A 25,734-nucleotide genomic window follows, 5' to 3' on the forward strand; every position below is an offset into this window, starting at 1 on the left:
CGGCGTCCGCCCCGGCACCCCGACTGCCCCCACCCCCACCACCCCCGGCGAAGTCATCAAAAAAGACGGCACCTACAAACTCCGCCAGGGCGCCATCTTCGCCACCATCAACCCCTACGGCGGCCTCGATAGCGGCCTCCTCTGGGGCTTCACCATCTTCGACCACCTCTGGTACACCCCCCTCGATACCGGAATCCGCGAAAACTTCCTCGCCACCAGCATCGAACAGCCCGACCCCCTCCACTTCACCGTCAAAATCGGCGAAGCCTACTTCCACGACAAACCCCCCATCAACGGCCGCCGCGTCAAAGCCCAAGACGTCGCCGCCTCCTACATGGCCGCCCGCCAGCAAACCCGCATCTCCAACTCCTCCTGGTGGACCCAAGTCCTCGATACCGTCGTCGCCGTCGACGACTCCACCATCAACTTCACCCTCAAACAAGTCGACGCCTGGACGTTCTCCTCTACCAACGGCGGCAGCCCCATCGGCTCCTCCATCCTCCCCGAAGAGATCGCCAAAGACCCCTCCTTCATGGACAAAGACCTCATCGGCTCCGGCCGCTTCCAGTTCGTCAGCCACGAAAACGGCGCCAACTTCAAACTCAAGCGCTTCGAAAAATGGCGCATCCCCGGCGAACCCTACCTCGCTGCCCAGGAATACCGCCTCATCCAAGAACAAGCCGCAGCCCTCGCCGCCTTCTCCGCCGAAGAAATCCACACCGTCGGCCTCAACAACAAACTCGAGCGCGAAGACCTCGTCAGCCGCCTCCGCGACCGCATCGTCATCGACTCCGAAGACTCCCGCTCCGTCTGGACCCTCCTCCCCCGCGGCGATGGCCAATGGGCCGACCCACGCGTCATCCAAGCCATCTCCATGGCCATCGACCGCAAAGAACTCATCAACCTCATGAACTTCGGCGAAGGCAAAATCAGCGGCCCCGTCCCGCCCGCCTTCGGCGAAGCCCTCCCCGAAACCGACCTCATGGCCACCTGGGGCAAACACGACCCCGCCGAAGCCAAAAAACTCCTCGGCGCAACCGCCTTCGATACCACCAAAGAATACGAACTCAAATACATCACCCCCGGCGACCGCAACCAGCAATTCGCCCAGATCGTCCGCTCCCAACTCGAAAAAAACCTCGGCCTCAAAATCAAACTCGTCGGCGAAGACCTCGGCCGCTGGCTCCAACAATCACTCTACGGCTCCCAATACGACGGCTTCATGGTCTACGCCTCCCTCTCCTACGACGACCCCAGCTCCTACATCGGCGGCTACGCCAAACAGATCGGCGGCCGCCCCAACTGGGCCGGCTACAAAAACGACGAAATGGACAAGCTCGTCCTCGAACAAAAAACCATCCTCGACGACGCCAAACGCAAAGCCGCCATCCAAGAAATCCAGCGCAAAGCCTGGCAGCTCGGCGCACCCTTCATCCCCACCTTCATCGCCATCACCAACAGCGCCACCTGGAACTACGTCAAAGGCCGCGTCGTCGGCCGCGGCAGCTACGGGCTCTTCAACGGCAAGGTCTGGATCGACAAATAGGGAAGCGGCATGCGCCAATACATCCTCCGGCGGCTCGTCTACGTGCCGCTCATCATGGCGATCGTCTCCGTCCTCGCCTTCTTCACCCTCCGCATGCCCTGGGCCATCGACCCCGTCACCCTCTACGTCAACCAGAACACCACCCTCGAACAAGAACAGCAGATCCGCCGCGAACTCGGCCTCGATAAGCCCGCCGTCCAGCAATTCTTCCTCTGGCTCGGCGAAGTCGCCCGCGGCGACCTCGGCGTCACCTTCCGCTCCCGCCAACCCGTCTGGGAAGAAATCGTCCGTCGCCTCCCCGTCAACCTCGAAATCCTCGTCCTCTCCGTCCTCTTCTCCACCCTCTTCGGCGTCACCTTCGGCGTCATCACCGCCGTCAAACAGAACACCACCGTCGACTACGCCCTCCGCTTCCTCGCCGTCTTCGGACAGTCCATCCCCGACTTCTTCCTCCTCGTCCTCCTCATCGTCCTCCCCTCCATCTGGTGGAACTACTCGCCCCCCGTCGGCGGCCACATCCCCCTCACCCGCGACCCTCTCGAAAACCTCCGCCTCTACCTCCCACCCACCATCCTCCTCGGCGTCGGCGGAGCCGCCGCCATGATGCGCCTCACCCGCAGCACCCTCCTCGAAGTATTCCGCCAAGATTACATGCGCACCGCCCGCGCAAAAGGCCTGCACGGCCGCGCCGTCGTCCTCCAACACGGGCTCCGCAACGCCCTCATCCCCATCGTCACCCTCATCGGCAGCCAGATCACCGCACTCTTCTTCGGATCCCTCATCCTCGAACAAGTCTTCTCCATCAACGGCCTCGGCCAATTCTTCCTCGTCTCCTCCGTCACCGGCGACTTCCCCGTCATCCAAACCCTCGTCCTCTACACCGCCTTCGTCGTCATGGTCATGAACCTCCTCGTCGACATCTCCTACGCCCTCATCGACCCCCGCGTGAAGTACACCTGATGGCCGCCGCAACCGCCGCCGCACCCCTCGACCTCGCCCCCGCCTACCAGCGCCCCGGACCCCTCCGCCGCCTCGGCCGCACCGCCAAACAGCACCCCGCCGGCGTCTTCGGCTTCATCGTCCTCGTCCTCTTCGTCGCCACCGGCCTCTTCGGACCAGCCCTCGCCCCCTACGACCCAGAAGCGCTCAGCGTCGGCCGCCCGCTCCAAGGCCCCTCCTGGCAACACCCCTTCGGCCTCAACCAGAACGGCCAAGACATGTTCAGCCGCGTCATCGCCGGCGCCCGCGTCTCCCTCATCATCTCCTCCGCCGCCATCTTCATCGGCGCCGCCACCGGCTCCTTCCTCGGCATCCTCGGCGGCTACTACGGGCGCTGGCTCGATTACCTCATCCAGCGCTCAGGCGAAGCCTTCGCCGCCTTCCCCTCGCTCGTCCTCTACTTCATGCTCCGCGCAGCCCTCGGCCCCGGCGTCGAAGCCATCATCGCCGCCATCGCCATCGGCGCCCTCTTCGGCGGCAACCGCGTCCTCCGCTCCGCCACCATCATCGAAGCCCGCCAACCCTACATCGAAGCCGCCCGCGCCATCGGCTGCAGCGAATGGCGCATCTTCACCCGTCACGTCCTCCCCAACGTCCTCCCGCTCGTCATCGTCATCATGAGCGGAGCCCTCGGCGCCGCCATCCTCGCCGAATCCGCCCTCTCCTTCCTCGGCCTCGGCCCCGACGTCGTCTCATGGGGTCGCGACATGAGCGGCCAAAACCTCTCCATCGCCCGCACCGGCTACTGGCACGTCGTCGTCTTCCCCGGCATCGCTATCAGCCTCGTCGTCCTCGGCGCCAACCTCCTGGGCGATTCCCTCCGCGACATCTGGGATCCGCGCCTTCGTCACTGACACCCCGCCAGCGACGCCCACCCCCTACACCCGAGCGAATTCACCCTCCCGCCAGGCGCGCAACGTCAACAACAACGCACTCACCACCGAAACCAGAATCGGCGCCAAAATGAACGTCCACGGCCCGAACGAGCGATCGTTCGATGCCCACAACGCCCCCAACGTCAGCACCATCCCGATCACCGTCCCCAGCGTGTACGTCAGCCGTGCCTCCCGACCCTCCCGGTACCGCATCCCCCCCGCCCAGAGCGCGAACACCGGAAACCCCGCAGCCAGCACATAGATCGCCACCACCGCCACCCCGAACAGCCACGCCCACCCCAGCGCACCCGCCACCACATGCAGCGCGAACGCCGCGCCGAACGCCAGCCCCGTCGCGCCGATCCCCAGCGCACCCCGCCGCATACCCCCAGCATACCACCGCCGCCGCCCCGCCCTCACCCCACCAACGCGCGCACCAACACCACCCCCGCCACCGCCGCCGTCTCCGCCCGCAGCACATGTGGCCCCGCCTGCACGAAGAGCGCCCCCGCCGCCCGTAACGCCGCCACCTCCCCGGGCGCGAATCCCCCCTCCGGCCCGCACACCACCGCCACCCGGCCCCGCCCCGGCAGCAACCGCACCGCCTCCGTCGCCGCCATCCCCGCCCGATCCAGCACCACCACCGACCCCCGGAAGCCCCCCAACAGCCGCTCCAACCCCTGCGCCGGCTCGATCACCGGCAGATACAGCCGCCCGCACTGCTCGCTCGCCTCCACCGCAATCCGCCCCCACCGCTCCACCCTCGCCCCCGAAGGCGCATCGCCGCGCTGGCCGAACACCATCGCCACCGGCCGGATGATATCCGCTCCGGCCTCCGTGCACTTCTCCACCGCCCACTCGAACCGCTGCGCCCGGATGAGCGGCAGCCACGCCTCCAGCACCAATTCCGGCAACGGCTCCTGCCGCACCATCGCCACCACCTCCACCATCACCCGTCCGCGCGCCACCTCCCGCACCACCCCCTGCCACTCCCGACCATCGCCCCCGAACAACCGCACCTCCTCGCCCGGCCGCACCCGCAACACCGTCGCCAGCCGGCTCGCCGCCTCGCCATCCAACCACACCGGCCCCGGCCCCGGTCGCTCGCGCAAAAACAGACGCGGCACATGTCCCACCCCAGTAGCCTACCGCGCCACCCGCACCTCGCGCCCGCCTCCGTTGCCGCCCCTACCCCCGTTTGCCATACTGGCCGTCGGTCCTTCATTGCAACGGATACGCCAACCCCACGAGGTTCCCATGCCCAGGCGCCTGGCCGTCGGAGTCGGATTCACCGGCAGCCCCGAACAAAACCGCCAAACCATCGAAAAAATCAAGGTCGCCGAAGAAGTCGGCGTCGAAGCCGTCTTCACCGCCGAAACCTGGGGACGCGACCAATTCTCCCTCCTCACCCAGATAGCCCTCGCCACCACCAAAATCAAACTCGGCACCGGCATCGCCCCCGTCTACGGCCGCTCGCCCGCCGTCCTCGCCATGACCTTCGCAACCCTCGACGAGCTCTCTGAAGGGCGCGTCGTCATCGGCCTCGGCACCTCCGGCTCCCGCGTCATCGAGCACTGGCACGGCGAACAATTCTCCAAGCCAATTCGCCGCACCAAAGAGTACGTCGAGATCATCAACCTGATCATCAGCGGCGAAAAAGTCTTTTACGACGGCGAGATCTTCAAACTCCAGCGCGGATTCAAGCTCCTCTTCGAACCACCCCGCAAACACATCCCCATCTACGTCGCCTCCATCTCCCCCAAAAGCATGGAATCGCTCGCCACCTGCGCCGATGGCTGGATGCCCATCTACTGGCCCAAATCCAAATACCAAGAAGCCAAAGCGTTCATCAGCCGAGCCGCCGTCGCCGCTGGCCGCCCCGCCGACGCCGTCGAAACGGTCGCCCAGCTCACCGTCGTCATCAACCCCGACATCGAAAAAGCCAAAGTCCAGGCCGCCGGCCCCATCTCCTGGTACGTCACCAACATGGGCGACTTCTACCACGAAATGCTCGCCCGCAACGGCTTCGCCGAAGAAGTCGCCGCCATGCGCAAAGCCGCCGAAACCAGCAAGCCCGCACCCTTCGGCACCACCCCGGAGATCATGGCCGCCATGGGCGACCGCATGCTCGACGAAACCGCCATCTACGGCGACATCGAAACCGTCGCCGCCGGGATCGAAGAGCGCCGCCAACTCGGCGTCGACCTCCCCGTCATCACCATGCCCCAGGGCAGCCTCAGCGAAGTCGAACGCATCCTCGGCACCCTGGTCGCCTGAATCCCGGCCCGAACTTCGCCCCGCAAAAAAGGGGAGGGCACCGGCCCTCCCCCTCCGTTCCCGCGACCGCACACCCCCAGCTCATACCCCGAGCGCGCGAGCTAGCGTCTCCAGCACCTCGAGCGCCTCCCCCGGAGCATCCACGACCACATCCGCCAGCTCCAGAATCCGTGGCGGCGTCTCTCGCCCACCCGAAACCCCGACCAACAACAGGTGGAGTCCATCTCGCTGCGCCGCCTTCAACGCCGCCTCGAACATCGCCACGTCCGTCAGATCGTCACCCATCACGAGCGCCGATTTCGCCCGATATCGCGCGATCAGCGCGCCCAACGCCACCCCCTTTCCGGCATTCGCATCCGGCAGCACCTCCAACACCATCCGCCCCTCCCGCAGGCGCAGCCCCGGAGGGAGCGTCGCCAGCGCCGCCCGCAGCGACTGCTCCAAGTCCGGCGCCCGGCGATAGTGGAACGCCGTCGAGACCGCCTTCCGCTCGATATGCAGAAACGAGCTCGGCACCGCCGTGATCACCTGCTGCTCCACCTGCTCCAGCGCCGACGATAGCGCTGCGCGGTTCACCCCCGGAATCAGCGGATCATCGAAGCTCGCCTCCAGCCCGTGGCTCCCCACCACGTCCACCCCCTCCACCGGCACCATCCGCCGCGCCGTATTCAGATCTCGCCCCGTGATCACCGCCACCTTCGCCCGCTGCGCCAGCCGGTCCAACACCGCCAACGTCCCCGGTGGCACCCGCGCCTCCGCACTGTTCGCCACGATCGGCGCTAGCGTCCCGTCGAGGTCCGAGGCCACCAAGAGCGGCCCCCGCGCCGCCGCCAACGCCTTGATCCGTTCGATAGTCTCGATCGTCAACATGACTCCTCCAGGTCGGCCAAAAACCGCTCGCCCCACGACCGGGCATCGTGCGCATGAACCTCCGCGATGAACGCGTCGCTGATCCGAGCCGGCTGGCCGGCCAGCCCCTCCACCAGCGCCGCCACCAGCGACTCCTGGTCGAGCGGGTCCACGGCCCGCAAACCCCGGCTGCCATCGCCCCCGTACACCTTCGCAACGCCAGCATCCACACCCGCCAACACCACAGCCCGCTCACCAGCAGGTCGGAGCGACTGCGCCACCGCCGCCTGCAGCGGCACGAGATTCATCCCATCCGCTAGCGACGACGTGAACACCACATCCGCGTCTCGTTGCAGCGAAACCACATCGTCCCAGCCGATACTCGCCCGAACCTGCGTGAACGGACACCCCACCCAGTAGGCGGCCTCCCGCGCGCGGGCCGCCTCCCGCTCGATCGCCACCTCCAGCGCCCCGTACGCCTCCACCCCCTCGCGCGTCGGCGACGCGATCCCCACATACGCGAACCGAACCCCTCGCCGGTAAGCCTCCGCGATCGCCCGCAGCCGCTCCGGAATGCCCTTCGTGAAATCGCCCCGTTCCAGCCCGACCACCACCGGTAGCCCGAGTTCACGCGCCATCCCCACCCGGGTCACCGGCTTCGCCCGCTTCGCCGCCGCCAACACCTCCTCCGGATCGATCCCCACCGGATAGGCCCCTACGCGCACCAGCCGCCCCCCCACCGAGAGCCCACCGGCCGTCGGCCGAGCATCACACAGCTCGCCCGCCGCCTCCACGAAGCGCGCCACATCGTCCGTCGTCTGAAGCCCGACCAAATCCGCCCCCAGCATCCCCTCCACGATCGCACGCAGCCGCTCCCGCGAGCCCCCCTCCAGGTACGGCGCCGCCACCGCCAGCGACGGAAACGGGATATGGAGGAAGAACCCGATCGGCCCGCCAAAGCCCCGCGCCCGTAGCATCCCCGGAACCAGCGCCAGCTGATAATCGTGCACCCAGCAGCTCGGTGCGCCCCCCTCCTCGCACGCCGCCTCGGCAAACGCCCGGTTCACCACCACGAACGAATGCCAGCCCGACTCCGTCGGCAGCACAGGCGCCGGATAGTACGGCGTCGCCCGCGGCAAATCCACCCGAACGAGATGGAAAAGCGGCCACGTAAAGCTGTTCGCCACCTCCCCATAGTGCCCCTGCCAAATCGCCGAGCCGAAAAACAACCGCCGGTGCCGCAGCGGCCCCCGCGGCGTATCCAGAATCTCGAAACCGCGCTCGTCCACCCACTCCCGGTCGTACCGCCCCATCCCCACACCGATCCACGTCGTCCCCGAACGGCCGTCCCACGGCGCGATAACCGGCCGCACCGCCGCCAGCAGGCCCCCGCTCGAGGCCGACGAAGGCGAATCCGCCCAGCGCGGCGCCTCGTGATCCAGAAACGCGCGATTCGCCAGGATCAGCTGTGCACGAGCCGTCATCCTTTCAGTAGGCACTACCGCCGCGGCCTCGATCAAGCCGATCGCCTCCGAAACCTCCGCATCGAAACGCGTTCGAAAGGCCACCCTACGCCATGAGCGCGCTCGCGCTCCCCACGATCGTCTTCGTCCCATCGTCCTTCTCGGTCCACACGTCCAGGTGCGCCCGCCGCCTCCGGCCCTCCAGCGTGATCGCTCGCACCACGCCCCGAGCCGTCACCGCCTCGCCACCCCACAGCACGTTCACCAGGTTCAGCGACATCCGACCCCCGGCGAGCCACCCCAGCCCGAACCGGTTCGTCAGCATCTCCGAAACGAACACCGTGCTCAGCGTCCCCTGCACCACCACATCCGGGAAACCCAGCTTCCGCGCCTCCTCCCGGTCGTTGTGGTAGTTCCTCCTCGGCCCGCTGAAGGCCATACAGAGGTCGAGGCTCGCCACCCGTCGCACCGGCTCCAACACCTCCAGCGGCTCGCCCGCCGGCGCCTCCGCTCGCATCCCCTTGCGGGCACCCCGATCCCGCCCCACCACCTCACCAGCGCCCTCCCCTTCGCGCAAGAACGACTGGTGGCATCGCCCGCGCGACACCATCACGTCCGCATCGTCGAAGACACAGAACTCCAGCACCACCACATCCCGGTCCTTCCGAATGTACCGGTCCACGATCATCCCGTGCGTCCACAGCCGCGTCCCGAGAGGCACCGCCCGGAACAGATCCCACTCCTGCTTGATGTGGAGATTCCCGTACAAATTCGGCAAGTACCAGTCCCGCAGCCGGAACGCGTACTGCTCGCTGTGCAACAACAGCGCCGGCACCACCGCTTCGCCCAGCGGCGACGGGCCCGTGTACCACGGATTCGCGTCCCCCGTGGCCGCCATGTACTGCGCCACCATCTCCGCGTCCGCCACGTACTCGTGGCGCCCCAGGTACTTCCCGACGTAGCTATCGTCGACCCAGTCCGGCATTGGCCTTCCCTCCGCGCGCACCATACCGCCCCACCACAGACGGGCGTCAACCCCGCACACCATGCGCCCCAACCGCCTGGCCCACGCCTCGCCGCTGCGCGCCCGGAGCGGGCCGCCACACTCGCCACAGCCCAAGGCAGCCGGGCACGCCGTTCACCACCCCGCCAGGCACCACGTGCCAGCCTCCCGAACCGCGCGCCTACCCCCCGAGCGCAGCTAGGCGCGCCTCCAGGCCCTCCACACGCTCGCGCGTCTCCGCCAGCGTCGCCTCCATCCCCCTCACCACGTGCTCCGGCGCCTTCGCCCGAAAGGTCGGGTTCGCGAGCTGGCGCTCCAGGCGCTCCCGGTGAGCGCGGGCCTCCGCGAGCTCCTTCTCCAGGCGAGCGCGCTCCGCCGCCACGTCCACCGCTGGCAGCGCCACCGCCACCTCCGTATCCGCCACCCGCCCGAACCCCCACTCCCCGGGCGGCAGCGGCTCGCTCTCGCCGATGACCGTCAGCTCCACCCGCGACGTGAAGTTCGTCGCCTCCGCCGTCGCTCGCAGCGCCTCGGCGTAGCTTCCCGCCCGAGCCACCACCTTCGGGCGCGCCCCCGCCTCCAGCCGCTTCTCGGCGCGAATATTGCGAATCGTCCGGTTCACCTCGATCACATGCGCCATCGCCGCCTCGGCACCATCGTCCGACCAATTCCCGCCGCTCTTCGGATACCAAGCCACGATCAGCTGCGGCGCCATCTCATCGTCCACGTGCTCCCGCAGCGCCTGCCAAAGCTCCTCCGTCACGAACGGCATGAACGGGTGGAGCAGCCGCAACCCATGGTCCAGCACATGCACCAGCACCTTCAGCGGCCGCTCATCCCCAGCCTGCAGACGCGGCTTCACCATCTCGATATACCAGTCGCAGAACTCGCCCCACAGAAAGTCCTCGATCTGCCGCGCACACTCGCCCAACTGATACGCCCGCAGGAGCGAATCCACCTCCCGTTCCAGCCGTTCCAGGCGCGAAAGAATCCAGCGGTCCTCCAGCGCGTACGCCTCTCGGTCCAGCGGGTGCGGCCGCTTCAGCCGCCGGTCGCCCACCCGCATCAACACGAACCGCGCCGAGTTCCAGAGCTTGTTCGCGAAGTTCCGCGCCGCCGCCATCCGGTCGTCGCTGTAGCGTTGGTCCTGCCCCAGCGTCGCCCCCGTCACGATCGCGAAGCGAAACGCATCCGCCCCGTACGTCTTCGCAGCCACCAGCGGGTCGACAACGTTCCCGCGCGACTTCGTCATCTTCTCGCCGTGCTGGTCGCGAATCAGCCCGTGGAACAGCACATTCCGGAACGGCACCGATTTCTCCGGCCCCAGATGCCGCATGTTGTAACAACCGAACATGATCATCCGGGCGCACCAGAAGAACATGATGTCGTAGCCCATCTGCATATCGGTTGTCGGGTAGAAGTACCGCAGGTCCTCGGTGTCGTCCGGCCAGCCGAGATCGGCATGCGGCGCCAGCCCCGAGCTGAACCACGTATCCAGCACATCCTCGTCCTGCCGCAACCTCCCCCCGCATTCCGGGCAAGCCGCCGGGTCCTCCACCTGGCAGATCGTGTGCCCGTTCTCGCAATACCACACCGGGATCTGGTGCCCCCACCAAAGCTGGCGGCTGATACACCAGTCGCGGATATTCTCCATCCAGTTCAGGTACACCCGCTCGAAGCGCTGCGGCACGATCCGGATCCGCCCCTCCTTCACCGCCGCGATCGCGTCTCCCGCCAGCGAATGCCCCGGCTCGTACTCCTTGTTCACCGCCACCCACCACTGCTCGCTCGGCAACGGCTGCACCGGCGTCTTGCAGCGGCTGCAGTGCCCCACGCTGTGGTGGTACTCCTCCACGTGGTCGAGAAACCCCTCGTCCTCCAAATCGCGCACGATCGCCTCGCGCGCCTCCTCCACCGTCATCCCGGCGTAGGGCCCCGCCTCCTCGTTCATGCGCCCCTGCAAATCGATCGCCACCACAACCGGCAAGTCATGCCGCTGCCCAATCTCCCAGTCGTTCGGGTCGTGCCCTGGCGTCACCTTCACCGCGCCCGTCCCGAACTCCATCCTCACCGCCTCGTCGGCAACCACCGGAATCTCCCGCCCCACGATCGGCAGCAGCAGCATCCGCCCCACCTTCTCCTCGTACCGTTCATCCGCCGGGTTCACCGCCACCCCCGTATCGCCCACCATCGTCTCCGGCCTCGTGGTCGCGACCACCACATAATCCGGCAGCGGCATCCCGCCCTCGCCCACCACCGGATACCGGATATACCACAGCTTCGAGGGCACCTCGAGGTAATCCACCTCCAGGTCGCTCAGCGCCGTCTCGCAGCGCGGACACCAATTGATCATCCGCAGCCCGCGATAGATCAGCCCATCCCGGTAGAGGTTCACGAACGTCGTCCGCACCGCCTTCACGATCTGCGGGTCCAGCGTGAACACATCCCGCGTCCAGTCGGCGCTCGCCCCCAGCTTCCGGTGCTGGTCCTGGATGCGCCCCCGGTACTTGCGCACCCACTCCCACGTCCGCTCGATGAACCGCTCCCGGCCGAGGTCGTGCCGGGTCAGCCCCTCCTTCGCCAGCTCCTTCTCGATCACGTTCTGCGTCGCGATGCCCGCATGGTCCTCGCCCGGCAACCAGAGCGTCGGGTCCCCCTGCATCCGGTGCCAGCGCACCAGCGCATCCGTGATCGCGTCCTCCAGCCCGTGGCCCAGATGGAGCTCGCCCGTCACGTTCGGCGGCGGCATGATGATGCAATACGGCTCGCGGCCCGGGTCGATGCGCGGCCGGAAATAGCCCGCCTCCTCCCACATCCGATAGATCCGCTCTTCTACGCTCGCCGGCTCGTAGGCAGGTGGCAACACGGGACCCGGCGTCGATGTCGTCATCGGAGCAACCCTGGCAACGAAATATGCGAACGGGCGCATCGCGCCCGGGCATCCAGTGTAGCAGGGCATCCCCTTCCGGCCTTCCTGCCCGCCCCTCAGCTCGCCAGCAATAGCCGACCCCCGCCCGGGACAGCCGGCTCGCCGCTCTCCCGCGCCCGGCCCACCGGACGCCGCCACGGCTGCACCTCCACCCGCGGCCCCACCTCGCCGAGAGCGAACTCCACCCCCTCCGCTCCCGCCAACACCGCGAACAGCGGCCGCGCGAGCGCCACCAGCTCCCGCCCGTCGTGGAGCGGGCCACCCGCCCGAAGCCGCCACCGCCGCTCGCCATCGCCGGTCCAGGCCGCCACCTCCAGCGCCCTGCAGCTCGCACCATGCAGAGCCATCACGCGCCCGAGCCGCTCCAGTGCCGCCTCCAGCCGCTCCCGCGTCAGCACGCCCGCAACCCGCACCGCGAGCCCCTCCCGTCGCGGCAGCACACCGACCGCACCGCGGCGCTCGGAAATGGCCACCCGCACGCGGGCAGCCCGCGCCGCCGCCACCGCCTCCTCGACCGTATCGGCGATCGCCCCCCGCACATCCAACCCCAGCCACGCCCGAGCCAGCCCGAGGATCGCCTCCCCTGCCGTCCGCTCGTCGGCGAACGCTCCCCCCAAGCCACCCAGATCCACCCCGATCGCCTCGCGCGACAAGATCGCGACGCGCGGCGTCACCTTCACCCGTAAGGCTGCCGCCATGCGCTCCAACTCCGCGAGTTCCACCTCCGGGTGCGCCGCCACCGTCACGAGCCCCGGGCAGTGCCCGCTCGCCTCCTCGGCCGTCATCCCCGGCTCCACCCCCGCACCCGTCGCCTCCACCGAGGCCACCGCCACCAGCCGTGTACCCGTCACCTCCTGCATCACCGCGAGCGGCTTCCCCTTCAGCTCCGGTGCCCCCCGCCGCGCCAATTGCACGGCCAGCCGCGGTACCACCAGGGCCAGCATGCGCATCTCCAACCTCCGGGCGGCACACCGCCATCCGAAAGGTAGAACAAATGTACTAATACCGCAACACCCCGCTCACCTTGCTGACCGTCCGGTCCACTGCCGGTACGATCCCCGCCATGACAGCCCACCTCCCGTGGCTCCGCGAAGCCGACCCCAGCAACCGCGCCCGCTACGGCGGCAAAGCCGCCTCCCTCGCCGCCCTCGCCCGCGCAGGATTCGATGTCCCCGAGGGCTTCATCATCCCCGTCGAAATCGCCCACTCCCTCGCCGGCGAACCCGCCAATTGGGACCCCGACCTCCGACGCGACCTCCTCGCCCGGCTCGCCGCCCTCGTCCCCGATTACGAACCCGTCGCCGTCCGCTCCTCCGCCGCCGACGAAGACGGCGCCGAAGCCTCCTTCGCCGGCCAACACGAGACCGTCCTCGGCGTCATCGGCGGCGACGCCTTCCTCGAAGCCATCGCCCGCTGCCTCGCCTCGGCAACCTCGGCATCCGCGCTCGCCTACCGCGCCTCCACCGGTGCAGCCCGCGACGCCCACATGGCCCTCGTCGTCCAGCGCATGGTCCCAGCCCAAGCAGCCGGCGTCGCCTTCTCCATCGACCCCGTCACCGGGGACCCCGACCGCGTCGTCGTCGAAGCCGTCCCCGGCCTCGGCGATGCCCTCGTCTCCGGCCAGGCCGAGGGCGAGCGCTTCGTCGTCCACCGCCGCTCGCTCGCCATCGTCGAACGGCCCGCCGGCCCGCCCGTCCTCGACGACGTCCAGCTCCTCTCCGTCGTCCGCTCCGCGCTCCGCGCCGAAGAGCTCTTCGGCAGCCCCCAGGATATCGAGTTCGCCTTCGACGCCCGCGGCAAACTCTGGCTCCTCCAATCCCGCCCCGTTACCGCCGTCGCCGCGGGTCCACGCCCCGACGGGCTCGGTGGCTGGTTCAACGAATTCGATACCCCCACCTCCGACGCCGACCTCTGGACTAGCGCCAACGTCCAGGAGATCCTCCCCGGCCTCCTCACCCCACTCACCATCACCACCTTCGAAGAAACCGTCCCTCGCGCCTACACCGAGGACTACCACGAGCTCGGCCTCCTCGGCAGCCACGAAAACCCTCGCTTCATGGGCTGCTTCTACAATCGCGCCTTCCTCAACATGGAGGCGACCAGGCTCATCGCCTCCCGCGTCCTCGGCTTCCGCGAAGGCGCCCTCGAACAACAGTACCTCGGCGGCCCCATCGAAGACGGCTGGCGAACCCCGCTCCCCCGCTTCGCAACCTGGCGCCGCCGCCTCCTCACCGCCCCGCGCATGGTCCGCGTCATGGCGACCCTCTCCAAACAGGCCGACCGCGCCGAGCACGCCGTCCTCGATGCCGAACGAACGGTCCGCGCCCTCGACCCGGCCAGCCTCTCGTCCGCCGAACTCCAACGCTACCGCGCCCGCATCCTCGACTTCTCAGCTCGAATCGCCCGCGTCCATCTCCGCGTCACCGGCGTCGCAGGCTCCGGCTACGACACCATCCTCGCCCTCGTCCGCCCTATCCTCGGCGACGAAGCCGAAGGGCGCGTGCCCACCCTCTTCACCGGCCTCCCCGGCGTCGAGAGCGCCCGCATCAGCCTCGACCTCTGGGAGCTCGCCCTCGTCGCCCGCCAAACCGGCATCGCCGATCGCCTGCGCCAGCCCGGCTTCGATCCCCGCGCCCCCGACCTTCCCCAACCCTGGCTCGAACGCTTCACCGCCTTCATCGAGCGCCACGGACACCGCGGCCTCAACGAAATGGAGGTCGCCGCAAAAACCTGGCGCTGGGACCCGACACCCGTCATCGCCATGGTCACTTCCTACTTCGACATCGAGCCCGAACACGCGCCCCCCGCCGTCCTCGCACGCCAAGAAGCCGAGCGTCTCGCCCTCACCCGCGAAATCGACCAGCGCCTCGGATTCCTCCAGCGCCGGCTCTTCCGCTGGCTCCTCCCGCGCGCCCAGGGCTGGGTCGCCCTCCGCGAGCGCACCAAATCCATCCTCGTCCGCTCCGCCCGCCTCGGCGATTGGCTGTTGCCCGCCGTCCAGGCCCGGCTCCTCGAACTCGGCGTCATCCGCGAACCCGACGACATCTTCTTCCTCTCCAACCGAGAAGTCGCCGAAGCCCTCGATGGCATCACCCGGCGCGACCTCTCCCGGCAGGTTCTCCAGCGCCGCCGCGAATTCGAACGAAACCGCCACGTGCTCCTGCCCGAACGGTTCCGCGGCCGCCCCGCTCCCCTCCCACCGGCTGCAGCGGGCCACACCGGCGAAGTCCTTCGCGGAACCCCCGTCAGCCCCGGCCGCGTCACCGCCCGTGCCCGGGTCATCCTCGACCCACGGACCGATGGCCCACTCCTGCCCGGCGAAATCCTCGTCGCTCCCGTCACCGATGCAGGTTGGACTCCCCTCTTCGCCCTCGCCGCCGGCCTCGTCGTCGATATGGGCAGCGCCCTCAGCCACGGCTCCACCGTCGCCCGCGAATACGGCCTGCCAGCCGTCGTCAACGTCCGCCAGGGCACCAGCCGCATCCGCACCGGCGACCTCATCGCCGTCGACGGAATCGCCGGCACCGTCACCATCCTCGAAGAAGCGCCCGCCGCCTAGGCGCCTTCCCGCTCCTCAACGGAAGATCGGCCGCACCCCGCAACGGCCCGTCACCGTATCGATGCACGGGTCCGGCCCCGCGTATTTGCCCAGCAGGCGGCGCCCCGCGGCCTCGCGCGCCTCCAACAGCCGACGAAACGCCTCCAGATCCTCGTCGCTCAGCTCCTCGCCTCGCCAGATCTTCGCCACGCACGCCGCCCCGAATTGCTCGAAGAGCGCCCGGTACATCGTTCCCCTACCGACCGCCCCCGGCCGCCTCACCGGCCCCCACCGCCTCCAACTCCTCCACATCCCACCGGGCAGGCACCCGAAGGTAGCGCACCGTCCCCTCGCCAACTTCCCGCACGATAGCGTCCCACGCGGGAACATCCCACTCGCTCACGAACGTATACGAACATCCCCGCCGACCCGCCCGCGCCGTCCTCCCGATGCGGTGGATGTACTCCTCCGGGTTCTGCGGCACATCGTAGTTCACCACATCCTCGATATCCGGGATGTCGAGCCCCCGCGCCGCCACGTTCGTCGCCACCAAGAACTCCAGGCGCCCAGCTCGGAATTCCGCCATCACCCGGTCCCGCTGCGACTGCCGCAAATCGCCATGGATCGCCTGCGCCGGCACACCCACCGCGTTCAACGCCGCCGTCAGTCGGTCCACCATCGCCTTCGTATTGCAAAAGATCAGCGTCCGCCCCAAGCCACGCATCTCGTACAGATACTGCAGCGCCCGCAGCTTGTCCCGCTCGGCCACCTCGCAAAAATACTGCTCCACCCCCTCCGCTGTCCGTTGCTCCGGATCCACCGCCACCCGCTCCGCCTGCCGCATGTACCGCCACACGATCCGCCCGATGCTCTCCGGCATTGTCGCACTGAAGAGCGCAGTCTGCCGTTCCTTCGGGGCGTGGCGCAAAATGTAGTCGATGTCCCGAGCGAACCCGATATCCAACATCTGGTCCGCCTCGTCCAGCACCACGAACCGCACCCGCCCAAGCGAAAGCGTGCCGCGCTCGATATGGTCGATCACCCGGCCCGGCGTCCCCACCACCACGTGGACCCCCCGCTCCAGCCGCTCCAGATCCGCCTTCACCCGGCTCCCGCCAGTCAGCGCCCACACCTCGAATCCATAAAAAAGCGCGAGGTGGTCCATCACCTCGCGCACCTGCTTCGCAAGCTCCCGCGTGGGAACGAGCACGATCGCCTGCACCTCCCGCCGCGCTGGGTCCACCGCCCGCGCCAGCGGCAGCCCGAACGCCAGCGTCTTCCCTGTGCCCGTTTGCGCCAGCCCGACCAGATCCTCCCCCGCGTACAGCCTCGGCAGCGCCTCCGCCTGGATCGGCGTCGGCTCGCTGAACCCCAGCGCCGCCACCGCCTCCAACCCCGTCTCGTCCACCCCCAGCGCGCGAAACGCCTCGGAGAGCGGCACCCGTGGCTCCGGACGTCGCCGATTTCGCGACGCACCCGGAGCCGAAGCGAGCGCAGCGCCAGCCTCGCCGTGGCCGCGCCGCCGGCGCCGCCGCCGCGTCCCGGAGACCTCCGCAGGGCGCCTCCCGTCGTTCGAAGGCCCCGCCGGTCCCCGTACCGGCAGCTGCGGCTCCCCGGTCGCCGCCTCGCGTTCCACCCGGTGGCCAGCCGCCAGTCGGCTCGGCCGCCGCGTTACCGCCGCCGCATCCGCGCGGCGCTCACCGGGAGAACCAGCATTCGGGCGAACCAGCGGTGCCGATGCAGCAGACACCGTCGCGGATTCGATGCCGACCTGCTCGCCGGCAGCGCGCCGGAAAGGGCGCGCAATCGTATCGATAAGCCTAGTCAGTTTCACGTCCTATCTTCACCGCCGGCAAAGTCTTTCCTCGCAGGAAGCCGGCGGACCCATCGCGTCGAACATCGGAGGCAAATCCCAGCGCCCTCGCTCTTCCCGGATATCCCCGGCGGGCCGCGTTCGACATCACGTAAAGCCAGTGTAGCACGCCCGACCGTTCGACATCGAAACTCGCTCCCCCCAAAATCGCCACATGCCCTACGAACACATCTCCACCGAACTCACCGATAGCATCCTCACCATCACCCTCGACCGGCCCGAACAACTCAACGCCTTCACCGCGACCATGCAGCGCGAGCTCATCGAAGCCTTCGACGAAGCCGACGCCAACGACGCCGTCCGCGCCATCGTCGTCACCGGCCGTGGCCGCGCCTTCTGCGCCGGCGCCGACCTCTCCGCCGGCCCCGCGACCTTCGACGCCGGCGCCCGGGGGCGCCCCACCGATATGCGCCAATATCGCGACGGCGGCGGCCTGGTCACCCTCCGCATCTTCGAGCTGAAAAAGCCGATCATCGCCGCCATCAACGGCCCGGCCGTCGGCGTCGGTGTCACCATGACCCTCGCCATGGACATCCGGCTCGCCAGCGAAACCGCCCGCTTCGGCTTCGTCTTCGCCCGTCGGGGCATCGTCCCCGAAGCCGCCAGCTCCTGGTTCCTCCCCCGCGCAGTCGGCATCCAGCAGGCCATGGAGTGGGTCGCCACCGGCCGCGTCTTCGATGCCCAAGAAGCGCTGCGCGGCCGGCTCGTCCGCTCCATCCATCCACCCGAAGAGCTCCTCCCCGCCGCCTACGCCCTCGCCCGCGAAATCGCCGACAACACCTCCGCCGTCTCCGTCGCCCTCGCTCGCCAGCTCATGTGGCGCGGCCTCGTCGCCGACCACCCCATGAAAGCCCACATGGCCGATTCCCGCGGCATCCTCATCATGGGCGCCAGCCCCGACGTCCGCGAAGGCGTCGCCTCCTTCCTCGAAAAGCGCAAGCCCAACTTCACCATGTCCGTCTCCAAAGACCTCCCCGACCTCTTCCCCTTCTACCGAACCCCCGAGTTCGAATGACCCGCGGTCCCGAGCCCGGAGCGCCCAACCGGGCGCCCCGGGCCACCGCCCCGACCGCTATCCACCGCCCCACGCGGCATCGACCATGGCCCCCACCTCGTCGTCCGAAAGCGACGTCACCCGCCCCTCGTCGTACTCCGCCATCACCAGCTCCAACACCCGCAGCAGCCGCCCATCGCGCTTGTCCAGCCCCTCCGCCATCGCCGGGCGGTGCTTCTGCATCCACATCAGGAGCCCCGCAGCCCCGCTCTTGTCCGTGATCGCCACCCCAGGCGGCCGATTCAATAGCCCCCTCGTATCGAACGGGTTGTAGATCTCCTCGTCCTTGATCAGCCCGTCCGCGTGAATCCCCGCTCGCGTCACATTGAAATTGTCCCCCACGAACGGCAGCCGCTGGTCCACCGACTCACCGATCGCCCGGTAGAAATCCGCAATCTCGCTGATGACCGTCGTGTCCATCCCGTGCGTCTCCCCCGTCAAGCCAACCAACCAAAAGACGAGCGCCTCGATCGGCGTATTGCCCGATCGCTCACCGATACCGAGCAACGTCCCGTTGTTCGCACTCGCACCGTAGAGCCAAGCCGCCACCGCGTTCGGCACGATCGCCGCCAGATCGTTCTGCCCGTGAAACTCGAGCGCCTCCGCCGGCACCCCCGCCTCCCGGCGCAGCGCCCGGGTCAGCCGCGGAATCCCCCGCGGCAGCGCAGCGTAGGGATCCGGCACCCCGACCCCCAACGTATCCGGATAGCGAACCTTCACCTGAATGCCGCTCTCCCGCGACCGTTCCATCAGCGCCTGCACGAACGGCAACACCGCCCCGAAGAAGTCCGCCCGCGTCGCATCCTCGATGTGACAGCGCGGCACCACCCCGTCCGCCAGCGCCGCATCCACCACCTCCAAATAGCCGCGGATCGTCGCCTCGCGCGTCGAATTCAGCTTCTTGAAAATGTGATAGTCCGAAATCGAACAGAGGATGCCCGTCTCGCGCAGACCCGCCGCCCGCACCAGCGCATAATCCCCGAGCGTCGCCCGAATCCAGCCCGTGATCTCCGGGTAGCGGTAGCCAAGCTCCTGACACCGCTCCACCGCCTCCCGGTCCTTCTTCGTGTAGAGAAAGAACTCGCTCTGGCGGATCATCCCTCGCGGCCCGCCCAGTCGGTGCAAGAGCGAAAACAGCGCCACGATCTGCTCCACCGTGTACGGCGCCCGAGATTGCTGCCCGTCTCGGAACGTCGTGTCCGTGATCCAAATCTCCTCCGCCGGGTCGAGCGGCACCGGCTCCCGCTCCAACTCCACCAGCGGCGGCAGCACGTACGGGAACACCCCGCGCAGATACTCCGGTCCCTCGGGCGAGCGCCGTACGGCATCCTCGGCGTAGCGTAACCAGGTCGGGGGCATAACACCCTCCTTCTCGAACTGGATTGTATACAATCACATCCACCCAACCCCGTGCTACCACCATCTCCCTATATCGCCCGCCCCAGCCATAGCCACCTTCCCCGCCTCCCACCACCGGCCCCGAACCACTACACTCCCGCTATGCTCGAATTGACCGAACGCCTCCTCCGGGCCGCCGAAGGCAGCGACCCCGTCCTCCTCGCCGTCCTCGTCGATCCGGGCTCGCTCCAGCTCTCGCCAGGCGCCCGCCTCCTCGTCGAACCCACCGGAGCCACCATCGGCACCCTCGGCACCGCCGCCCTCGATGCCGCCGTCGCAGCCGCCGCGCCCCACCTCTTCGCCCGCCCGCCCCTTCCCCACACCCGCTACGCCACCCCCGACGGCCTCATCGAACGCACCGTCGAAGGCGCCCCCGCCATCTACCTCGAAATCGTCGCAGCCCGGCCCACCTTCCTCGTCGTCGGAGCCGGCCACATCGGTCGCGCCCTCGCTCGCCTCGCCAACTTCCTCGGCTATCGCGTCGTCGTCCTCGACGACCGGCCCGATTACGCCGACCCGCAGCTCATCCCCGAAGCCGACGACGTCATCTGCGACGACTTCGAAGCCGCCCTCGAACGCTTCCCCATCGGCCCCACCACCACCATCGTCCTCGTCACCCGCGGCCACAAACAGGACGAACTATCGCTCCGCAAATGCATCGGCCGGGGCGCCGCCTACCTCGGCATGATCGGCTCCCGCCGCCGCACCAGCACCGTCCTCCAACACCTCCGCGACGAAGGATTCCCCGAGGAAGAGCTCGACCGCGTTCGCACCCCGATCGGCCTCGATATCGGCGCCGAAACCCCCGAAGAGATCGCCATCTCCATCGTCGCCGAAGTCATCCTCCTCCGCCGCGGCGGTACCGGCACCCCCATGTACTACCGCCCCCGGAAACGCCCTACTCCAGCGCGCTCCTGACCGCCCCCCGTCGCTTCAGCTCCGCCCGCAAATCCAAGAGCGCCGTATAGGTCGGGAGCACGAACACCCGCTCCCCAGGCACCGTCGCCGCCAACACCGCATCGAGCAGCCTCCCCGCATCCCGCTCCACCGCCAGCGGCGAAGGCCACCCCGCATAATCCAACCGCAGCGCCAGGTCTTCCGCCCGGTCGCCGCCCACCCAGCACTTCCCCACCCTCCCCGCCAACAGCTCGTAATCCACGTCCCACGTCCAGCTCACGTCCTGCCCATCCGCGAAGCGGTCGTTCAAGAGCCCCGCCACGGCGATGCCATCGCCCGCCGCCTGCGCCAGGAGCAGCAGCACCTGGTTCGCGCCCGCAGGATTCTTCGTCAGCAGCAACCAAAGTTCCCGGCCCTCCAGCCGGACCACCTCCTGCCGCCCGAACGCCGCCCGCGCATGCCCCAGCCCCCGCCGGATCGCCTCGGCCTCCAGCCCCGCGACCCGCCCCGCCGCCACCGCCGCCAGCGCATTGCCCACGTTGTACAGCCCCGTCAGCCGCATCGCCACCTTGCCAAGCCCATCCACCTCCCACCGAGCGCCCGCCAGCTCCAGCTGCACCGACCGTCCCGTCGTATCCGTCACCGGGCGCCCCCGCCCACACCCCGAGCAACGCCACCACCCCACGTGCGCGAAGTACCGCCGGGTATACGTAAAATCCCCGCCGCAACTACACCAACGCGCATCGAACGCCCCCACCTCCTCCCGGTGCAATGCTGGGTCATCCAGCCCGTACCAGTGCACCCTTCCCCCCCACCCCTCCGCCAGCGCCGCCACCGACGGATCGTCCGCGTTCAGCACCAGCGTCGCCGAGCGGCTCGCCGCCCCTAGCCCCTCCCGCCAGAGCCCCGCCACCGTCTCCACCTCGCCGTACCGGTCCAGCTGGTCGCGGAACAGATTCGTCACCACCATCACCGTCGGGTCCAGCGCCCGGACCGCCGCCGGAAACGTCGCCTCGTCCGTCTCGAAAATCCCCATCATCCGCGCCCCCCCGGGGATTCGCCCCAGCGCATCGGCCCGCCCCGCCAACGTACTCGCGAACCCCCGCACGAGGTTGCTGCCCTCCCGGTTGTGGAGGTAAGGCCGCCCAGCCGCGTCCAGCATCGCCGCCAACAATCGGCTCGTCGTCGTCTTGCCGTTCGTCCCCGTCACCAGAACCCGCCCCCCGGCCAGTTGCCGCCCGAGCGCCCCAACCACCCCCGGATCCAACCAGAGCGCGACCAAACCCGGGAGCGCCGTGCCGCTCCCGCGCCGCAGCGCCCGCGTCGCCAGACCCGCGGCCTTCGCTACATTCACCGCAGCCACCGTCCGGATGCCGGTCACCCGCTCATCTTCCCGCCCCTCGCCCACCCGCGAAAGCGCCCGTCAGGTACGCACCTGGCCCAACAACCCCGCCTGGCGAAGCAGCCCCACGATCCGGTCCCGAGCGACGATTCCGACTACCCGCCCATCTTCCACCACTGGCATATGGCGGAGCTCCTCCGACTCCATCTCGACCAACACATCCGATACCAGCCTGTCCCGGGCAGTCGCCCGGAGCGACTCGCGCGGCGTCATCACCGCCCCGGCAGGTGTCACGTCCCAGAGCGCCACCGGTACCGCTCGCAGCTCCTCGCCCGAAAGCACCCCCGCCAGCCGCTCCCCGTCGCTCACCAGATAGACCGCGTGCGGGTTCAGCTCCAGCACCCCCCGCGCCAACTGCCCCACCGGCTGTCGCGCATCCGCGATCGGCGCATCCGCCACCATCACGTCCTCCGCACGATAGCGCGCCAACTCCCGAACCAACCGATGCTGCAAGAGCGACTGACGCGCCGCATTCTCGAGAAACAGCCCGATCATTACCAGCCAGGCTCCGCCCGCCAACGAATCCGCCACCACCACATCACGCCCGAGCACCGCCAGCCCACCCAGCCCGACCATCGCCCAGGCGAATCCCCGCCCCGTCCAAGCCGCAACCCCCGTCGCCAGCCCGTGCCGACCCGTCACCAACCAGACCAACGAACGGAACACGCGCCCGCCGTCCATCGGAAACGCCGGCAGCAAATTGAACACCCCCAGCCCAACGTTCATCACCGCCAGCCACACCAGCACATAATCGATTCCCCGGTCCGCGCGCGCCCCCAGCGCCCACCACACCCCCGCAAAACCCGCACCCAGCGCGAAACTCACGAGCGGCCCCGCCAGCGCCATCGCCAGCTCCTGAAGCGGTCGGGCTGCCTCCCGCGTAATCTGGGCCACGCCCCCGAACAGGAACAACGTGATGCTCCGCACCGGGATGCTGAACCAGCGCGCCACCACACTGTGGCCCAGCTCGTGCAGCACGATCGACGCGAAAAACGCTGCCACGCTCGCCCCCGCCATCCACCCGTGCGTCCACCGCGACGCCCCGCTGAACGCCGCCGGGTAAAACTGCGTCGCCAAGAACCACGTCGTCAGCCCCGCGAGCACGAACCAGCTCGGATTCACCAGCAGCGGAACCCCGAACAGCGTCCCGATCCGGAACGTTCGCAGCCGCATACCCCTAGCGTACCCCGCTCGCAGGAAGGCTGCCGTCAGCCACCGCTCCTCGACGGTGGCGGCGGGGGGCCCGTCTCGTCGTCACCCTCCACCACCGCCTCCCAGCAAAGATAGAAGTAGAACAGCCCCATCAGAATCGGGATCAAGAACGCCGGGTGCCGGCTCTCCACGAGCCCCCAGATGCCGCCAAGCGTCATGAACATCAGCGCGAAGACGTAAACGAGGAACGCTCCCCAACTGAAACCCAACGGCAACATATTCGACGCCTCCGCCCCCGCATCCTACCAGCCCGCTCGTCCACGGAACCCGCATCCACAGCAAGAATTCCGTTAGAAAACGAACGCGCCGGCGCTCGCGGCCCAGTTTTACGAACGTTTTACAGCCCCATGGCAACCGCCGGCGCCCAGCGAGCGTTTCTTCCGGTGCACGTACCTGCACGGATTGCTACCGTAGCACGCAGGAGCGCCACCTCGGGCACATCTGGAGGTTCCATGAGCTGGATGCAGAGACGAATCATCGCCGTCGCCGCCATCGGCGTCGGCGTCGCAACCATCCTCGGTGCCACCCTTGGCATCGCCGTCGCCAAACATTCCAACACCGTCGGTGGCCGCTGCGAGGGTGGCGCCCCCGGCTGCAACATCCACTACGTCGGGGTCATCAAGGCCCAGCCAGTCAGCCCCGCCACCTTCACCCAGTGCCTGCCAGCCGCCGATTGGATCGGCATCTACATCTGGGACGGTCCAACCCAGAAGTGGCTCCACTACTTCAACACCAACCCCGGCAACCCCGGCAACTACCCGTCCTACCTCAACTCCCCTGCCACCGGCGGCATCTCCACCATTCCCGGCTTCTCCGGCGTCGTCCTCATCATGCGCCCCGGCGCAGCCAACCAAACCGTCACCTTCCTCGACGCCAACGGCGAGACCTGCAACTAATCACCCACCCCAGCACCACCGGGCCCCTCGCCAAAGCGGGGGGCCCCTTCGTTTGCCCACGCCACCCCGCACCACCCCTCAGGACCACCTCCCGCCCCCATGGGTGAAATCGCCGCCCTCCTCGCTGCCCTCACCTGGTCCGCCACCAGCGTCGCCCTCACCTCCCTCGCGGCCCGTACCTCCCCTGTCGTCTTGAGCGGACTCCGGCTCGGATTCGGTGCACTCGCCATGCCCCCCATCCTCCTCGCCAGCGGCCAGCAACACACCATCGCCGAAGCGCCGGTCGCCACCCTCGCCCAAGTCATCGCCTCCGGCGCCCTCGGCTACGGCCTCGGCGATACGCTCTACATCGCCGCCCTCGACCGGCTCGGCATGCAGCGCGCCTTCCCGGTCTCCATGGCCCTCTACATCGCCCTCACCGTCGTCTTCGGGGTCATCCTCCTCGGCGAGCCATTCTCCTGGGGATTGCCGGCTGGCGCCGTCCTCATCGGCGCCGGCATCTCCCTCATCGTCATCCCTGCATCGCCCGCCGCCCGAATTCCCCCGCCGGCCGTCGCATCCCCGCAGCCGGCCCCCGTGCTCGTCCAGGCACCGCGCGCCGCAGCGCCACCCGGCATCGCCGGCTACGCCCTCCTCGCCGGCGTCGGCATCACCTGGGCGGCGGCCACCCTCTGGCTCGCCGCCGCCAGCGGCGACCTCGGCGCCATCGCCGCCGGCACCATCCGCACCCCTGCCGGTGCTGTCGCACTCCTCGGCTTCGCCCTCGCCTTCCAGCGCCCCCAACTCGCCGCCCCCTTCCGCTCCCGGCGCCACCTCGCCGCCATCGCCCTCGCCGGCCTCGTCGGCACAACCATCGGCAGCCTCCTCTACGTCTACGCCGTGGTCACCGCCGGCGCCGCCCGCACCGCCATCCTCTCCTCTACCTCACCCCTCCTCGCCCTCCCGCTCTCCATCGCCTTCCTCGGCGAGCGCCTCACCCCGCGCATCCTCGCTGGCACCTTGCTCTGCGTCGCTGGTATCGTCCTCGTCGTCACATGAAGGCCACCCCACCCTCCGGAGCCGAAACCCTGCGCAGCATCGCCATCCCCTTCCTCTTCGTACTCTTCATCGTCGCCTGCGCACGAGACGCCGATACCCCGGCCCGGCCCCGCATCACCATCCAACACGGCGAAGCCCGCGCCGAAGTCACCGTCGAACTCGCCGTCACCCCCCAACAACGCGCCCAAGGGCTCATGTACCGACGCGCCCTCGACGACGACGCCGGTATGCTCTTCATCTTCCCCACCGACTCCCGGAGCGGATTCTGGATGCGCAACACCTACATCCCGCTCGACATCGCCTACATCGACGCCGACTTCACCATCATCGAAATCCGCCAGGGAACCCCCCTCGACGAAACCGTCCTCACCCCCGCCTCACCCTATCGCTACGTCCTCGAAGTCAACCAGGGCTGGTTCGCCGCCCGCCGACTCGGCGTCGGAGCACGGGTCACCATCCCGGCCGAGCTCCTCGCCGCCCGCTGA

23 protein-coding genes are annotated in these 25,734 nt (G+C 68.6%); 10 read left to right on the top strand and 13 right to left on the bottom strand.

The genetic code is table 11. The features are described 5' to 3' along the window. The 3 genes from VAE53_RS09315 to VAE53_RS09325 form a co-directional block, all read left to right on the top strand. Nucleotides 1-1,546, top strand: a 1,546-nt coding sequence (locus tag VAE53_RS09315; protein WP_322819103.1) for an ABC transporter substrate-binding protein, incomplete at its 5' end; no start/stop codon positions are given. A gap of 9 nt (nucleotides 1,547-1,555) precedes the next feature. Next, nucleotides 1,556-2,506: an ABC transporter permease gene (locus VAE53_RS09320; RefSeq protein ID WP_322819104.1), complete on the top strand. Its 951-nt coding sequence runs from the start codon at nucleotides 1,556-1,558 to the stop codon at nucleotides 2,504-2,506. Beyond that, the gene (locus VAE53_RS09325) at nucleotides 2,506-3,399 is read left to right on the top strand and encodes an ABC transporter permease (protein ID WP_322819105.1); all 894 of its coding nucleotides are present in this window, start codon (nucleotides 2,506-2,508) and stop codon (nucleotides 3,397-3,399) included. The genes VAE53_RS09320 and VAE53_RS09325 overlap by 1 nt, the downstream gene beginning before the upstream one ends. Nucleotides 3,400-3,423: 24 nt before the next feature. On the opposite strand, the gene VAE53_RS09330 is transcribed toward VAE53_RS09325, so the two are convergent. Together VAE53_RS09330 and VAE53_RS09335 are read right to left on the bottom strand one after the other, a co-directional pair. After that, entirely contained in the window at nucleotides 3,424-3,804 is a 381-nt protein-coding gene (locus VAE53_RS09330; RefSeq protein WP_322819106.1) for a hypothetical protein, read from the bottom strand. 32 nt (nucleotides 3,805-3,836) lie between these two features. After that, entirely contained in the window at nucleotides 3,837-4,556 is a 720-nt protein-coding gene (locus VAE53_RS09335) for an RsmE family RNA methyltransferase (RefSeq protein WP_322819107.1), read from the bottom strand. Nucleotides 4,557-4,677: 121 nt separating this feature from the next. Between VAE53_RS09335 and VAE53_RS09340 the strand changes: the two genes are divergently transcribed. Next, nucleotides 4,678-5,697 (top strand): LLM class flavin-dependent oxidoreductase, encoded by a 1,020-nt coding sequence (locus tag VAE53_RS09340; protein ID WP_322819108.1) that lies wholly within the window; start codon nucleotides 4,678-4,680, stop codon nucleotides 5,695-5,697. An 81-nt stretch (nucleotides 5,698-5,778) separates the two neighbouring features. Here the strand turns inward: VAE53_RS09340 and otsB are convergent, their stop codons facing one another. The 5 genes from otsB to VAE53_RS09365 form a co-directional block, all read right to left on the bottom strand. Then, nucleotides 5,779-6,567, bottom strand: a complete 789-nt coding sequence (otsB, locus tag VAE53_RS09345; RefSeq protein ID WP_322819109.1) for a trehalose-phosphatase — start codon at nucleotides 6,565-6,567, stop codon at nucleotides 5,779-5,781. Further along, entirely contained in the window at nucleotides 6,561-8,030 is a 1,470-nt protein-coding gene (locus VAE53_RS09350; protein WP_322819110.1) for a trehalose-6-phosphate synthase, read from the bottom strand. Before VAE53_RS09350 ends, otsB begins: the two co-directional genes overlap by 7 nt. A gap of 85 nt (nucleotides 8,031-8,115) precedes the next feature. Further along, complete coding sequence (locus VAE53_RS09355) at nucleotides 8,116-8,994, bottom strand: hypothetical protein (RefSeq protein ID WP_322819111.1); 879 nt, start codon at nucleotides 8,992-8,994, stop codon at nucleotides 8,116-8,118. Nucleotides 8,995-9,193: 199 nt separating this feature from the next. Continuing rightward, entirely contained in the window at nucleotides 9,194-11,902 is a 2,709-nt protein-coding gene (locus VAE53_RS09360) for a valine--tRNA ligase (RefSeq protein ID WP_322819112.1), read from the bottom strand. A gap of 95 nt (nucleotides 11,903-11,997) precedes the next feature. Next, nucleotides 11,998-12,891 (bottom strand): hypothetical protein, encoded by an 894-nt coding sequence (locus tag VAE53_RS09365; RefSeq protein WP_322819113.1) that lies wholly within the window; start codon nucleotides 12,889-12,891, stop codon nucleotides 11,998-12,000. Nucleotides 12,892-13,004: 113 nt separating this feature from the next. Between VAE53_RS09365 and VAE53_RS09370 the strand changes: the two genes are divergently transcribed. Further along, complete coding sequence (locus VAE53_RS09370) at nucleotides 13,005-15,500, top strand: PEP/pyruvate-binding domain-containing protein (RefSeq protein ID WP_322819114.1); 2,496 nt, start codon at nucleotides 13,005-13,007, stop codon at nucleotides 15,498-15,500. A 15-nt stretch (nucleotides 15,501-15,515) separates the two neighbouring features. Here VAE53_RS09370 and VAE53_RS09375 read toward each other — a convergent pair whose 3' ends face one another. Beyond that, nucleotides 15,516-15,728, bottom strand: coding sequence for a hypothetical protein (locus VAE53_RS09375; protein WP_322819115.1), 213 nt, complete (start codon nucleotides 15,726-15,728; stop codon nucleotides 15,516-15,518). A gap of 7 nt (nucleotides 15,729-15,735) precedes the next feature. Further along, the gene (locus tag VAE53_RS09380; protein WP_322819116.1) at nucleotides 15,736-17,313 is read right to left on the bottom strand and encodes a DEAD/DEAH box helicase; all 1,578 of its coding nucleotides are present in this window, start codon (nucleotides 17,311-17,313) and stop codon (nucleotides 15,736-15,738) included. Nucleotides 17,314-17,506: 193 nt separating this feature from the next. Here VAE53_RS09380 and VAE53_RS09385 point away from each other — a divergent pair, with 193 nt between their 5' ends. Beyond that, nucleotides 17,507-18,367 carry a crotonase/enoyl-CoA hydratase family protein gene (locus VAE53_RS09385; protein WP_322819117.1) on the top strand — a complete coding sequence of 287 codons (861 nt, stop codon included), beginning with the start codon at nucleotides 17,507-17,509 and terminating at the stop codon, nucleotides 18,365-18,367. 57 nt (nucleotides 18,368-18,424) lie between these two features. On the opposite strand, the gene VAE53_RS09390 is transcribed toward VAE53_RS09385, so the two are convergent. Beyond that, entirely contained in the window at nucleotides 18,425-19,765 is a 1,341-nt protein-coding gene (locus VAE53_RS09390; RefSeq protein ID WP_322819118.1) for a hypothetical protein, read from the bottom strand. A 141-nt stretch (nucleotides 19,766-19,906) separates the two neighbouring features. Here VAE53_RS09390 and VAE53_RS09395 point away from each other — a divergent pair, with 141 nt between their 5' ends. After that, a complete protein-coding gene (locus VAE53_RS09395) occupies nucleotides 19,907-20,722 on the top strand; it encodes an XdhC family protein (protein WP_322819119.1) in 816 nt (271 codons plus the stop codon). Here the strand turns inward: VAE53_RS09395 and VAE53_RS09400 are convergent. From VAE53_RS09400 to VAE53_RS09410, 3 genes are read right to left on the bottom strand one after another with little or no spacing between them, the layout of a single operon-like run. Continuing rightward, entirely contained in the window at nucleotides 20,703-22,082 is a 1,380-nt protein-coding gene (locus tag VAE53_RS09400; protein WP_322819120.1) for a MurT ligase domain-containing protein, read from the bottom strand. The genes VAE53_RS09395 and VAE53_RS09400 overlap by 20 nt on opposite strands. A gap of 42 nt (nucleotides 22,083-22,124) precedes the next feature. Continuing rightward, the gene (locus tag VAE53_RS09405) at nucleotides 22,125-23,276 is read right to left on the bottom strand and encodes a site-2 protease family protein (protein WP_322819121.1); all 1,152 of its coding nucleotides are present in this window, start codon (nucleotides 23,274-23,276) and stop codon (nucleotides 22,125-22,127) included. A 35-nt stretch (nucleotides 23,277-23,311) separates the two neighbouring features. Continuing rightward, nucleotides 23,312-23,533: a hypothetical protein gene (locus VAE53_RS09410; protein WP_322819122.1), complete on the bottom strand. Its 222-nt coding sequence runs from the start codon at nucleotides 23,531-23,533 to the stop codon at nucleotides 23,312-23,314. A gap of 243 nt (nucleotides 23,534-23,776) precedes the next feature. On the opposite strand from VAE53_RS09410, the gene VAE53_RS09415 reads away from it, so the two are divergent. From VAE53_RS09415 to VAE53_RS09425, 3 genes are all read left to right on the top strand, one after another. Then, nucleotides 23,777-24,211, top strand: a complete 435-nt coding sequence (locus tag VAE53_RS09415; protein ID WP_322819123.1) for a hypothetical protein — start codon at nucleotides 23,777-23,779, stop codon at nucleotides 24,209-24,211. Nucleotides 24,212-24,310: 99 nt separating this feature from the next. Beyond that, a complete protein-coding gene (locus VAE53_RS09420) occupies nucleotides 24,311-25,249 on the top strand; it encodes a DMT family transporter (RefSeq protein WP_322819124.1) in 939 nt (312 codons plus the stop codon). After that, a complete protein-coding gene (locus tag VAE53_RS09425; protein ID WP_322819125.1) occupies nucleotides 25,246-25,734 on the top strand; it encodes a DUF192 domain-containing protein in 489 nt (162 codons plus the stop codon). Before VAE53_RS09420 ends, VAE53_RS09425 begins: the two co-directional genes overlap by 4 nt.

Origin of the sequence: Tepidiforma sp. (assembly GCF_034432735.1) — a bacterium.
Taxonomy (GTDB): Bacteria; Chloroflexota; Dehalococcoidia; order Tepidiformales; family Tepidiformaceae; genus Tepidiforma.

Bases quoted from the DNA above. Each gene is read 5' to 3' on its own strand.
- VAE53_RS09320 (WP_322819104.1), top strand. From the start codon at position 1,556: ATGCGCCAATACATCCTCCGGCGGCTCGTCTACGTGCCGCTCATCATG.
- VAE53_RS09325 (WP_322819105.1), top strand. From the start codon at position 2,506: ATGGCCGCCGCAACCGCCGCCGCACCCCTCGACCTCGCCCCCGCCTAC.
- VAE53_RS09330 (WP_322819106.1), bottom strand. From the start codon at position 3,804: ATGCGGCGGGGTGCGCTGGGGATCGGCGCGACGGGGCTGGCGTTCGGC.
- VAE53_RS09340 (WP_322819108.1), top strand. From the start codon at position 4,678: ATGCCCAGGCGCCTGGCCGTCGGAGTCGGATTCACCGGCAGCCCCGAA.
- otsB (WP_322819109.1), bottom strand. From the start codon at position 6,567: ATGTTGACGATCGAGACTATCGAACGGATCAAGGCGTTGGCGGCGGCG.
- VAE53_RS09350 (WP_322819110.1), bottom strand. From the start codon at position 8,030: ATGACGGCTCGTGCACAGCTGATCCTGGCGAATCGCGCGTTTCTGGAT.
- VAE53_RS09355 (WP_322819111.1), bottom strand. From the start codon at position 8,994: ATGCCGGACTGGGTCGACGATAGCTACGTCGGGAAGTACCTGGGGCGC.
- VAE53_RS09360 (WP_322819112.1), bottom strand. From the start codon at position 11,902: ATGACGACATCGACGCCGGGTCCCGTGTTGCCACCTGCCTACGAGCCG.
- VAE53_RS09365 (WP_322819113.1), bottom strand. From the start codon at position 12,891: ATGCGCATGCTGGCCCTGGTGGTACCGCGGCTGGCCGTGCAATTGGCG.
- VAE53_RS09370 (WP_322819114.1), top strand. From the start codon at position 13,005: ATGACAGCCCACCTCCCGTGGCTCCGCGAAGCCGACCCCAGCAACCGC.
- VAE53_RS09375 (WP_322819115.1), bottom strand. From the start codon at position 15,728: ATGTACCGGGCGCTCTTCGAGCAATTCGGGGCGGCGTGCGTGGCGAAG.
- VAE53_RS09385 (WP_322819117.1), top strand. From the start codon at position 17,507: ATGCCCTACGAACACATCTCCACCGAACTCACCGATAGCATCCTCACC.
- VAE53_RS09390 (WP_322819118.1), bottom strand. From the start codon at position 19,765: ATGCCCCCGACCTGGTTACGCTACGCCGAGGATGCCGTACGGCGCTCG.
- VAE53_RS09395 (WP_322819119.1), top strand. From the start codon at position 19,907: ATGCTCGAATTGACCGAACGCCTCCTCCGGGCCGCCGAAGGCAGCGAC.
- VAE53_RS09405 (WP_322819121.1), bottom strand. From the start codon at position 23,276: ATGCGGCTGCGAACGTTCCGGATCGGGACGCTGTTCGGGGTTCCGCTG.
- VAE53_RS09410 (WP_322819122.1), bottom strand. From the start codon at position 23,533: ATGTTGCCGTTGGGTTTCAGTTGGGGAGCGTTCCTCGTTTACGTCTTC.
- VAE53_RS09415 (WP_322819123.1), top strand. From the start codon at position 23,777: ATGCAGAGACGAATCATCGCCGTCGCCGCCATCGGCGTCGGCGTCGCA.
- VAE53_RS09420 (WP_322819124.1), top strand. From the start codon at position 24,311: ATGGGTGAAATCGCCGCCCTCCTCGCTGCCCTCACCTGGTCCGCCACC.
- VAE53_RS09425 (WP_322819125.1), top strand. From the start codon at position 25,246: ATGAAGGCCACCCCACCCTCCGGAGCCGAAACCCTGCGCAGCATCGCC.